The organism is Paenibacillus agaridevorans (genome assembly GCF_018604145.1).
Classification (GTDB): domain Bacteria; phylum Bacillota; class Bacilli; order Paenibacillales; family Paenibacillaceae; genus Pristimantibacillus; species Pristimantibacillus agaridevorans.
This window is the reverse complement of sequence record NZ_CP075889.1, coordinates 8,896,974-8,908,912: the sequence shown is the minus strand read 5'-3', so window position 1 is coordinate 8,908,912 and position 11,939 is coordinate 8,896,974. Positions and strand designations below refer to the sequence as shown.

10 protein-coding genes are annotated in these 11,939 nt (G+C 52.2%); 4 read left to right on the top strand and 6 right to left on the bottom strand.

Going from position 1 to position 11,939, the window contains the following annotated elements; all coding sequences use genetic code 11:
* Positions 1-2: 2 nt before the first annotated feature.
* Positions 3-1,220, top strand: coding sequence for an MFS transporter (locus KJW29_RS35420; protein WP_214628195.1), 1,218 nt, complete (start codon positions 3-5; stop codon positions 1,218-1,220).
* A 68-nt stretch (positions 1,221-1,288) separates the two neighbouring features.
* On the opposite strand, the gene KJW29_RS35415 is transcribed toward KJW29_RS35420, so the two are convergent.
* The 3 genes from KJW29_RS35415 to KJW29_RS35405 form a co-directional block, all read right to left on the bottom strand.
* The gene (locus KJW29_RS35415) at positions 1,289-2,158 is read right to left on the bottom strand and encodes a YitT family protein (RefSeq protein ID WP_214628194.1); all 870 of its coding nucleotides are present in this window, start codon (positions 2,156-2,158) and stop codon (positions 1,289-1,291) included.
* Positions 2,159-2,804: 646 nt separating this feature from the next.
* Positions 2,805-4,610 carry an ABC transporter ATP-binding protein gene (locus KJW29_RS35410; RefSeq protein WP_246608940.1) on the bottom strand — a complete coding sequence of 602 codons (1,806 nt, stop codon included), beginning with the start codon at positions 4,608-4,610 and terminating at the stop codon, positions 2,805-2,807.
* On the bottom strand, positions 4,597-6,363 hold the full coding sequence (locus tag KJW29_RS35405) for an ABC transporter ATP-binding protein (protein WP_214628193.1): 1,767 nt from the start codon (positions 6,361-6,363) through the stop codon (positions 4,597-4,599). The genes KJW29_RS35410 and KJW29_RS35405 overlap by 14 nt, the downstream gene beginning before the upstream one ends.
* A gap of 207 nt (positions 6,364-6,570) precedes the next feature.
* On the opposite strand from KJW29_RS35405, the gene KJW29_RS35400 reads away from it, so the two are divergent.
* Positions 6,571-7,320, top strand: a complete 750-nt coding sequence (locus KJW29_RS35400; RefSeq protein WP_214628192.1) for an ABC transporter ATP-binding protein — start codon at positions 6,571-6,573, stop codon at positions 7,318-7,320.
* On the top strand, positions 7,317-9,293 hold the full coding sequence (locus KJW29_RS35395; RefSeq protein WP_214628191.1) for an ABC transporter permease: 1,977 nt from the start codon (positions 7,317-7,319) through the stop codon (positions 9,291-9,293). The genes KJW29_RS35400 and KJW29_RS35395 overlap by 4 nt, the downstream gene beginning before the upstream one ends.
* Here the strand turns inward: KJW29_RS35395 and KJW29_RS35390 are convergent.
* Complete coding sequence (locus KJW29_RS35390) at positions 9,290-10,306, bottom strand: sensor histidine kinase (protein WP_214628190.1); 1,017 nt, start codon at positions 10,304-10,306, stop codon at positions 9,290-9,292. The two genes, KJW29_RS35395 and KJW29_RS35390, sit on opposite strands and share 4 nt — an antisense overlap.
* The gene (locus tag KJW29_RS35385) at positions 10,303-10,974 is read right to left on the bottom strand and encodes a response regulator transcription factor (protein ID WP_214628189.1); all 672 of its coding nucleotides are present in this window, start codon (positions 10,972-10,974) and stop codon (positions 10,303-10,305) included. The genes KJW29_RS35390 and KJW29_RS35385 overlap by 4 nt, the downstream gene beginning before the upstream one ends.
* Before the next feature lie 225 nt (positions 10,975-11,199).
* Between KJW29_RS35385 and KJW29_RS35380 the strand changes: the two genes are divergently transcribed.
* Positions 11,200-11,349 carry a hypothetical protein gene (locus KJW29_RS35380; protein ID WP_214628188.1) on the top strand — a complete coding sequence of 50 codons (150 nt, stop codon included), beginning with the start codon at positions 11,200-11,202 and terminating at the stop codon, positions 11,347-11,349.
* Between the two features lie 36 nt (positions 11,350-11,385).
* Here KJW29_RS35380 and KJW29_RS35375 read toward each other — a convergent pair whose 3' ends face one another.
* Entirely contained in the window at positions 11,386-11,862 is a 477-nt protein-coding gene (locus KJW29_RS35375) for a glutathione peroxidase (RefSeq protein ID WP_087566166.1), read from the bottom strand.
* Positions 11,863-11,939 lie beyond the last annotated feature (77 nt).

Genomic DNA, 11,939 nt, shown 5'->3' with positions numbered 1-11,939 from the left:
CGATGACTGCCATAGCCTACGCCCCACGAAAAATTTGGCTGCTTGGTCTCGGCTTCTTTAGCATCAGCATTACATGGGCTTTGTACAACGCTTATGTGCCGCTTTATTTGGAGCATTTTATTAAGAACGTGGGGCTTATCGGCTTCATGATGACGATCGACAATTACTTTGCGATGTTCCTCCAGCCCTGGATCGGACGCAAGAGTGACCGGACCCGCACAAAGTTCGGCAAACGGATGCCCTTCCTGCTCATCGGCATGCCGCTGGCCGCCGTCTTCGGAGCATTAATTCCATGGCATAACGGGATCGTGACGTTGATTCTGTTTATGGTGCTTATGAATCTCTCCATGAGCCTATACCGATCGCCTACCGTAGCTTTGATGCCGGATTTGACACCGCCCGGGAAGCGAACGCAGGCTAACGGCATCATTAATTTCATGGGAGGCGTAGGCTCCATCCTTGCTTTTGCCGGAGGCGCTTATTTAAACGACTGGCATACATCGTTGCCCTTTCTAACATCATCCGTACTTACGCTGCTTTGTTTGACGGTATTGTTTTTCGTCATTCGGGAACCGCATGCAGCCAGCTTCGTCTTGGAACGCAGAGCGGAAGCGCAGCCTGGCGACTACCGAAAAGAATGGAATAAGCCTACGCTATTTCTGTTAGGGGCGATTTTCTTTTGGTTTTTCTCCTACCAAGGAGTCGAAGCCTTGTTTACGCTCTATGGAACGAATCGGCTGGGCATGACGGACAGCGCTGCGGCATTTTCGCTCGCCTTTTTTTCGCTCTCCTTCGTCATCGCGGCCATCCCTAGTGGAATGTTAGGCAATCGATTCGGCAAAAAAAAGATCATTTTGCTTGGCATAATCGGCCTTATCGTCGTCTTTTCGTTGGTCTCGCTGATCGAATCGGTGCTGCTCTTGCGGATCATGCTGCTCATAGGAGGAGTTTTCTGGGCGTGCATCAACATTAACTCTTATCCGTTCATCGTTCAGTTAGGCGAAGAGAGCAGTATCGGCACGCGTACCGGCATCTATTATATTGCCTCATCCATCGCCGCCATCTCCTCTCCGCCATTGATGGGCGTCATTATCGATTGGATGGGTTACTCCATGCTGTTCTATATTGCAGCCGCCGGAATGGTCATTGCACTGTTATTTCTGTTAGGCGTTCGTGATCAGGGCAAGTCCCTTCCCGTGCAGCCGCCTGTGTCTATGTAGCGCTTAATCCAGCGTTAAATAACAAAGGCGATGTCAGGACCTCTGTCCATGGCATCGCCTTTAAACGCTTAATGAATGCTGTTTTTGCTAAAATTGCCTCCCAGCACGTCAGAGACATGCTCGATCGCGATGAACGCCTTCTCATCGTATTCGTGCACGATCAACTTTAGCTTAGCAAGTTCGAGCCGGGATACTACGCAATAGACCACTTGAAGATCATCGCCGGAGAACCCCCCTCGGGCTTGCAGCAGCGTGGTGCTTCTGCCAAGCCGATCGATAATTGCCTGGGAAATGTCGACATGTTCCTTCGAAATAATCGTCACCGACTTGGATTCCTCCAATCCTTCGACAACGATATCGATTACCTTGATCGCTATGTAATAGGCCACGATGGAATACATGGCGGAGGTCCATTCGAAGACGAAACCTGCAATCAGAAAGATTAAAAGATTAAAGACCATGATGACTTGTCCTACCGCAACGCGCAGCTTTTTGGAGATCAGGATGGATACCACTTCTATGCCGTCGAGGGCGCCTCCATAACGGATGACAAGGCCTACGCCCGCCCCCAGAATCATACCGCCGAATAGGACAGCCAGCAGCTTATCCTCCGGAAAAGCGCCAACATGATGCAAAAAAGCCGTAGTAATTGACATAACCGTAATGCCGTAGAGAGTAGACAGAGCAAAAGTTTTGCCTAATTGCTTGTAGCCGAGGATGAGGAACGGTACGTTCGCAAGAAATAAGTAGACGCTAAGAGGAAGAGGAGTAAGCTCGGACAACATAATGGATATACCGGCAATGCCGCCATCGATTATCTGGAACGGTACAAGGAAAAGCTCCAGGGCCACGCCCATCAGGACAGAACCGATCGTAAGGAAAACAAAGCGTTTTATGATTTCGAGACTGGAAAGCTTTTTATGTTCTCGGTGCGGCAAACAAGTTCCCCCTCATTGAAGATTGCTGATTCTCATTATAAACTTTTTTGATCAAACTTGCATCAATATCTATTTGAGATCAATGAGGACTTGTTTCATGCCCTAAATCGGATCACATCCGTTAGAGCCGTTCATCATTAGAACGCAAAACATAAGACCTCTCTGTTAACGGACAAATAGAGGCTGTCGATTCATTGTTGACGGCAGCGCAGTTAAGTAAAGGCTGATCGTAACGGACACAGACGACCTTACTTCCGTCAAAACCGCATAGAATGGGCGGAAATGCACCAAATAGCGGCATCTGAGTCCGTTAGATTTTCAATATCGTGAAAATGCTGCAAATAGAGGCGCTGAGGTCCGTTAGCGAAAGCAGAACGTTTCAGCTCAGTTACTCACAATGAATCCGCAATCGATCATCGCCAACCAACCTGTTTACGGAAATGAGGGCCCTTATATGGATCGTTTGGCGGGATTTTAAAATCTAAACGGAACAATTAATAGCCAGCCCCATATGGGACCTTATTTCCGCAATCAGAGGAGCGCTTTGCTCCATACCTTCGGTCGTCCACATATGACGAAAAACTCCTCGAAATTTAATAAGCTCCGCCGCTCTGTTAGAGCGGCGGAGTTATATGATAAGCCATGCTTATGGTTTGGAAGCGGCGGCGGGCTGCGCTTCTCCGGAGGATTCTCCCATCTGCAGCCGGTACATCCGGTAGTATCTGCCCTCCATCGCCATTAAGGAATCATGATCCCCCCGCTCGACGATCTCGCCCCGGTGCAGTACCAGAATCTGATCCGCCTCCCGAATCGTCGACAACCGATGGGCAATAATCAGCGTGGTGCGCCCTTCGCTGACGACCTTAAGCGCACGCTGAATGATATGTTCCGTCTCGCTGTCGACACTGGCCGTCGCTTCGTCCAGGATAAGGATAGCGGGATCATAGGCAAGCGCGCGGGCGAACGAGATCAGTTGCCGCTGCCCTGCCGAGAAGGTGCTTCCCCGTTCAACGACAGGCTCATGAACGCCGCCCGGCAGCGAGTCGATAAAGGATGATGCGCCAACCTCCCGCAACGCGGCTTCCACACGTTCTTGCGTAATGCCTTCCTGATACATGCTGACGTTAAAGGAGATATCGCCCGCGAATAGATAAGGATCCTGCAGGACGATCCCCATCGGTTTGCGAAGCTCCTGTTTGGACATCGTGCCGATGTCCTTGCCGTCGATCGCAATGGTTCCCTGATCCGGCTCATAGAAGCCAAGCAGCAGATTCATGATGGAGCTCTTGCCTGATCCCGTGTGGCCGACCAGCGCCAGTGTTTGCCCCCGCTTGACCTCGAACGAAATATTTCGCAGCACTTGCTCTCCTTTCTTGTAGGAGAACGATACGTCGCGGAATGCGATATCGCCTCGCGTATTCTGTCTAATCCGGGAAGGCGTCTCCTCGACATCCCTGCCTTCCATGTCCATAATCGCAAACACCTTCTCAGCCGCTACATATGCCCGTTGGGCATTCGTTAGTTGATCGAATATGCCGATTATAGGTTGAAAGATTCGGCCCAGGTAATCGATGAACGCGTACAGAACGCCGAACAGAATGACGCCGGACAACGCTTGACCGCCGAAATACCAGAGAACGAACGCCGTTAATAGCGCTCCGATTGTGCCGACGATATTTCGGGATGATAACGAGAACACGCGGAATTGCTTAACCTGATTTACGTATCTGTCATGATTCAGCTCTTCGAATTCCTCGATGGTGCGCTTCTCCCTGCGAAAGGCCTGAATAATAGGCATCACATTGATAGATTCATTAATCATCGCATTCATATCGCTGAGACGCGCGCGCATGATGGCTATGTACCGCTTCGAGAATTTGAGATGCACAACCATGATGACGGCGAATAAAGGCAGCAGCAGCAAACAGAGCAGAGCCAGCTTAACGTCGAGCAAGAATAGAGCCGTATAAATGCCGGCGAGCTGCACTAAGCTGACCACGAACGTCGCCATGAAGCTCATAAACAGCTCGCGGATCGCTTCCGTATCGTTCGCAATGCGCGACACGATAGCCCCGATCGGCGTGTTGTCGAAGTAACGGAGCGGAATCCGGTGAATCTGGCGCATAAGATCCATCCGCATATTGCGAATAATTCGCAGCGCTGTCGCCTGCAGCAGGTAGGATTGCAGAAAGTGCAGTCCGCCCGCGGCAACTAGCAGCCCCACATAGATTGCCAGCAACGTAAGGACCGGCGCCATTCCGCCATTTCCTCCTGTGCTAAGATGATCGTCAATAATGGTTTTTACGATAAACGGGCCAGCCAGCTCTGCCCCTACCGCGCAGCACAGGATCAAAATAGCGCCAATAATTCTGAACTTATATGTCAGCGCATAGGCCAGAAGCTTTTTGATGGTTGCCGCTCCAGCCTTTTTGCCTTCGTTATGCATCTCCATGCTCATCCCCCTGCTCCTCCAGGCTGGCTTCCATCTGCTGGCGCTCCCATTGTTGCTTATACCAGCCGCCCAGCAGCATCAATTGCTCATGCGTGCCTTCTTCCAGCACTTTGCCGCCTTCCAGCACCAGAATCCAGTCCGCGTGACTGACAGCGGATAGACGATGCGTTGTAATAAATGTGGTTTTGCCGGCCCGCTCCCGGCGGATCGCCTTCAGAATGCGGCTTTCCGTACGGGCATCCACGGCGGACAACGAATCGTCGAACAGCAGCATCTCGGAATCGACGAGAAGAGCGCGTGCAATCGCAAGGCGTTGCTTCTGTCCTCCGGACAACATGACGCCGTTTTCTCCGACGATCGTCGCCAGTCCTTCCGGCATGCCCGCGATATCCGTGTCGAAGGAGGCCATCGCAACTGCCTTGTCAATTTCTCCATCCGTTGCATCCGGCTTGCCGAGCGCGATATTGTCGCGGATCGACTTCGACAGCAGCAGATGCTCCTGCGGCACATAAGCGATCCACTCTCGCATCCGCTCCAACGGAATCCGTTCAATCGGCGCATCCGAGATGTACGCTGCATTCGGCTGCACGGGATATTGCCGCAGCAGCTGCTTCAGCAGCGTGCTCTTTCCGCTGCCGGTCTTGCCTACGATCCCCAACGTTTCTCCTCTCTCGAGGCGGAAGCTGATCCCCGACAAGCTTGGCGCAGCCGCGCCGGGATAGGTGAAGCTGAGACGATTGAACGAGACGCTTGCAGGAATGTCCACGGATAGAGGGTTATCGGGCTCCGTTACATCTGGCCGCTCGTCAAACGCTTTGTCCAGCCGGTCGGCTGAAGCGGTTCCACGCTGCAGCACGTTGATGAATTCGCCGAAGGAAATCATAGGCCAGATCAACATGCCGAGATAAATATTGAACGTCAGCAATTGTCCGATCATAATTTCGTTCTCGAGCACCAGATAGGAGCCAAAGCCGATGCTGATCGTATAACTGATGCCGACAATAATAGAGATCAGGGGATGGAACATGGCATTAAGAAGCGACACCTGACGATTTTTTGTCATGACATCTTCCGTCACGCGGCCAAAGGCGGCCAGATCGGCGTTTTCTTGCACATAGGAGCGGATGACGCGAATGCCGGAGATGGACTCCAGCGCATGATCGTTCATATTGCCAAACGCAGCTTGCGCCGCCATAAAGCGGATGCGCACCTTTCCGCCCAGCTTTATAATGACAAAGGCGAGCAGCGGCAATGGCAGCAAGGCTGCAAGCATCAGCTTGAAAGAGACGAAGGTCACCATCATGACGATGACGACGGATGCCCCGACGAGCGTATTGACCAGCGTCATAACGCCGTACCCCGCCGTATTCCCGATGGCAAGCACATCGTTGGTGGCAAGAGCCATTAATCCGCCCGTGCTGTTTTTGTGGAAAAAGGACGGCCTCAGTACCGTCAAATGCGCCAGCAGTCTGCCGCGAAGCAGCTTCTCTACCAGTACCGAATTGCCGAATAAAGTGGTGATCCATACGTAGACAAGTCCATAAGTGAGCAGAGCCAAGCCAACCAGAAGCATAACCTTCCTGCCCAAGTCATCTCTAGTCAACTCGCCTGTGCTAATGGCGTCAACCGTATTGCCAATCCATCTCGGAGGTATGGACGAGAGCAGACTGACAATCGTCATTAACGTAATCGCGATCGCGTAACTGCGCCATCTTTGCTTAAAAAACCAATCCAATCGCTTTAAAAAAGTCAAAGGAACTCCCCGCTTTCCGGCATTCGATTGTATAATATTACCTTCAATTTTGTTATCCTACAACAGTAAAAAACAACTATAAAAGGTTGTTCGCATTAAAGCCGTATGTGACAGAAGTGTCACCCTGCAACTCGATGAATCGATGGAACGGGAAACGTGCGGACGGTATAGTGAGGACAGAGACAAGAAACAGAGAGGAGAAACCTTATGCAAACGCCTATTATTCGTGCCCGTAATGTATCCAAAAGTTATGGCAAGACGCCCGTGCTTCGCAATATCGACCTTACGGTTAACGAAGGAGAGTTTACAGCCATCATGGGGCCGTCGGGCTCCGGCAAGTCGACGCTAATGAACGTACTGTCGACGATTGACCGGGTAACCGGCGGAGAAGTATGGCTGGGACAGCAGTCGCTGCTATCTCTGGGCAAAAAGGAGCTTCGCCGTTTCCGTCAGGAGCGGATGGGCTTTATCTTTCAGGATTATAATCTGCTCGACACGCTCACCGTCCAGGAAAATATTTTGCTGCCTCTATCGCTGAGGGGCTTTAAGATCGACGAGATGAAGAAGCGGCTGCATCCGCTTGTCGAGGCGCTGCAGCTCGGGGCTATTCTCGACAGGTATCCGTCCGGCATCTCCGGCGGACAAAAGCAGCGGACCGCATCCGCCCGCGCGCTTATCACCAATCCCGCCGTCGTCTTCGCGGACGAGCCTACCGGAGCTCTGGATTCCAGATCCGCGACAGAGCTGCTGGAAGAGATGGCCGGCATGAATGGCCGATTCGGCACGACGATCCTGATGGTGACGCATGATCCTTATGCGGCGAGCTATTGCAATCGCGTCATCTTCCTCCGCGACGGTTCCATTGTGAACGAGTTGTATGCGGGCGACCAGTCCCGCAAGTCGTTCTTCGATCGCATTCTGGAATCGCAAAGCCTGCTCGGGGGTGGACGGGTATGAGCCTGCTCCAACTGACGCTTCGCGGCGCCAATCGCAATATTCGGTTATATGCCATCTATCTGTTCGCGATGATCGCAGGCGTCGTTATTCATTTCACCTTTTCGTCGCTTATGTATAATGAAGATATTCTGAACGTACTCCGGAACAGCGATATGTTTCGCCAAGGGGTAACCATTGCTTCCATCGCGATCAGTCTATTCATTATCTTGTTTATCCTGTACGCCAATTCCTTCTTCATGAGGCAACGCAAAAAAGAGATTGGCATGTACTTGCTGCTCGGCATGAGCGAGAGGCAAGTGACCCGGATGTTATTCTATGAGACGGTTATATTAAGCGCCCTCTCTCTCGTGTCCGGCATTCTGCTCGGGGGCTTGCTGTCGAAGTGGTTCGGCATGCTGCTCATGAAACTGATGCAATACGACCAGAGCGTTTCCTTGTCGTTCAAAGCTGGCGCGGTCGGCACGACGGCAGCCGTAGTTGCCGCCATCATCCTTATCATCTGGTTGCAGAATCTCATCACGGTCCACCGCGTTCAGCTTGTCGAGCTGTTCCACGCCCGGTCGATCATGGAGAAACCGATTCGAACATCGGCGATTCCCGCCCTTCTTGCCATTATTCTGCTGATTCAAGCTTACGTGCTGATCGTGTTGGGGCGTGAATCCATCGTCTGGAAGGAGTACGGCCTGATTTCCATGACCGCCGTTTCTGTGGGAATCATTGCGGGAACATGGCTGTTCTTCCGCCAGTTCACCGGCTGGATCCTGGCGAGGCTGGGCAAGATGCCTCGTTATCATGAGGGGAACACGGTGCTTTGGACTTCCTCGCTTCGTTTCCAGGCCAGAAGCAATGCGCTTAATCTCACGTTTATCACCTTGTTCAGCTCGGCCCTCATCCTGCTGACCAGCTTCGTCGCCATCAATTATAGCGTTCAATTCAGCGCAACGGAAAAAAATCTTCCCAACGACATTGCTTTCGAAACGTTGGATGGGGAAACCGACTCCAAGCTGGACGCCCTGATTCGCGGCTTCGAAAACGAGCATCCCGTGCTCGACTATCGCGTCTTGCACACCTTAAAGGCCGATGCCGTCTCCGACAGGGAGATCGCCTTCCAAGGCGAGGAGCAGTTTCTTGAAGGCCTGCTGTTGGTGCCTTGGAGCACCTTCAAGGAGTTCGAGCAGCTAAGGGGACATCCCGAGCCGAGCGAACTAAGCGGCAATGAGACCATCGCGTTATCCGCCGGCATCGATATTCCGCTCGTTCATCCGGCAGGCTCGCAGCCCGTCTTCGAGATCCAGGTTGGCTCAGCTCCTCTAACTCTCACCATCAAGGAGCAGCTCGACTACTCGCTGCTGGGATGGAGAACGACTATCGACGATTCCATGAGCAGCAAGGCAGCCGTTCTCGTCATCGCCGATGATGCCTATGCTTCGTTGCGGCCATCCGCCGAGGAGCAGACGTTTCAAATCTATACCATCGAAGATGCAGGGAATGCGGAAGAGTTGTCCCGGCAAGTGCAGCTGCTATTCTATTCCGCGGCGCCGGAAGGGTACTACTCCTCCTTCGCCGACGTCTACTCCAAGCAGATCGAGAGCTCCTCGCTCCTGTTGTTCTCCGGGGCGTTCCTGGCAGTTATCGCGCTGTTCGCGCTGGCGAGCGTCATCTACTTCCGTCAGCTGCGGGAAGCGACGGACGCCATGGCGCAATTCGATACGCTGCGCAAGCTCGGCATTCGCAGCGGTCAAGTGAAAGCAGTCATTCGCAAGCAACTGCTGTTCGTCTTCGCCCCGCCGCTGGTGCTCGGCCTGTTGAACAGCTGGCTCATCATAGATTCCTACATGCTCTCGACGCTGCAGGATTACCCTCAGCTCACGTCCATCGTGATCGGCTCCATGGCCGTGTACTTCGTGATCTACGTTATGCTGTACTTTTCCTCCGCCAGCGTGTACGAACGCATCGTCAGCCGGAAGCTCTAATGCTCCCGGCTTTTCTCACGAATGCGCATGGCATCCAGATACGGATCATGGTTGCGCGGAAAATGAATCGTCATCTCCGTATAACTCCCCTTCTCCGATTGACATGTCAAATAATGACCCAGCTTCGCGCACAGCTCCTGTGCCAAATATAGCCCCATCCCCGTCGATTTCCCATACACTCTTCCGTTCTCGCCCGTGAAACCTCGATTGAAGATACGGGGCAGATCCTTCGGATCGATACCCGCTCCGTTATCGCGAACCGTGAGCCGGATCTCCGAAGCCGTCTCGGAAGCCGTGATGCTCATTTCGCCTCCCGTATCGGTATATTTCAAGCTGTTCGTGATCAATTGCTGAAGGACGAACGACAGCCATTTGGGATCGCTCTGTACGGCAGCGGATTCAATTTGCAGGGCGAGCTTGATTTTTTTCGCGATAAACGTCTTGGCATGCTGCTTCACCATATTCTTGACGAGCTGCTCCAAATCGCAGGAGACGATGTCGTAATCCTGATGAAAGCTGTCCAGCTTGGCGTGATAAAGCGCCTGATCCACGTAATGCTCGATTCTGGACAGTTCCTCGTCCATGTCGGCTTCACGGGGATCGGTCTGTTGGATCAGCCTGAGCACGGCGATCGGCGTTTTGATCTCATGGAACCACGACACCATAAACCGATACGACTCCAGTCCTCTATCGTTTACCTCGTTCAGCTTGCGGATATGCTCCGTCTCCATTCTGTGCAGCTCGTCTTGGCAAGCCTCGCCTTCAAGCGTCATCGGCTCGCCCTCTTCTTCGCGGAGAAGGGTTATGCTTCGCGTCTCCCGCACATACCGATAGGCAAAAAAAGCCGTAATTAACACCGCCAATAACCCCAATCCGTACAGGTACGTGTCCCATTTATAATGGATCCCGGGATCGGCGTAGCTGACGACCATCGCAAGCGAATAACAAGCGAAACACATGATGATATACGATCGTTGGTAGCGGATAAACTTCCATACCGGCTTCAGCTTCATTCCACTATGTACCCCATTCCTTTGCGGGTGGAGATGAAATCATCATGGCCGAGCTCCGCGATTCTGCGCCTCAGCCGATTGACGTTGACGGTGAGCGTATTGTCATCAACGAATTGTTCGTCCTTCCATAACGCATGCATCAGCTCGTCCCGCGATACGATCTTCCCAATATTTCGCATGAGCGCCTGTAAAATAATAAATTCATTGCGCGACAGCTCCGCGGTTTGGCCTTCCGCTTCGACGGAGGAGTTGGATAGATGGAAGGACAAGCCGCGATGACGCAGTTCCAGCGCCTCGTCCTGGTAGGTATAGTTGCGCCTTAGCAGAGCGCTTACTTTTGCCACGAGTACCGATAAGTCGAACGGCTTCTGCACATAATCGTCGCCCCCCATATTGATGGCCATGATAATGTCCATATTTTGACTTCTCGACGACAGGAATAGGATGGGCACCTTCGAAATGGCCCTTATGCGCTGACACCAATAGTAGCCGTCGAAGACGGGAAGGTTAATGTCGAGCAGCACAAGATGGGGCTCGTGACTGCGGAACTGCTCTTCGATCCCGTCGAATGCCGTTACTTCGAGCACCTCGTACTGCCACTTTCGCAAACTCTCCGCCACGATCGCCCGTATTTTTTCGTCGTCCTCTACGACCATAATTTTAAACACGCCGATTGCTCCTTCCCGCGCTGCCGCTTCGGTTCCCAGCTTATGTAAGATGTAAAGCTTTATGTAGTGTGCATAGCTTATGTAGTACGTACATATAGCTTATTTAGAATGAATAGGCTTATTGAGCCAGTATATCACACCTGCCTTGCCGGGCACCCCCGTCCCTGGTCGGTATGCGCGCACAATAAAACCTCCGTGGGTTATAGCTCCCTCGGAGGTTTTGTGTTGTTCGCCGCGTTGATTGATGCGTTGTTCGCGGCATTGGTTGATGCGTTGTTCGTAGCGTTATTCAACGCGTTGCTTGATGCCTGGTTCTCGGCGTTGCTTGTTGCGTTGTTCGCAGCGTTACTTGATGGTCGTACCAGCGACGTATAGCTTCTTGCGAGTATCTTCCAAACTATCTTGGTCGTTTTACAGCAGCTCGCGGATATGAGACTCGATCTTGGCCGGCTCATCTGTCGGAGCGAACCGCTTGACAACGCGGCCTTGACGGTCGATGAGAAACTTCGTGAAGTTCCACTTGATCGACTTGGTGCCAAGCACGCCCCTTGCTTCGTCCGTCAGATGCCGGAACAGCGGATGTGCGTCCTTCCCCTTTACGTCTATTCGGGAATACAAGGGGAAGTTTACGCCGAAGTTCAATTCGCAGGCTTGCTCAATCTCTTTGTCATCGCCCTTTTCTTGATTCGCGAATTGCGCGCACGGAAAGCCCAACACGGCAAAGCCCTGGTCCGAATAATCGTCATGCAGCTTCTGCAGCCCCTTGAACTGAGGCGCGAAACCGCAGCCAGTCGCTGTATTGACGATAAGCATAACGTCGCCCTGATATGGTGCAAGGGTTCCTTGATCTCCTTTAATGTTCTTTACCGGAATATTGTAAATGGACATATCATCCACGCCCTTTATTTATATTTTTATTAATTAAATTTTATACAATTTATATAAAGGAGTCAAGCGGTTATGAA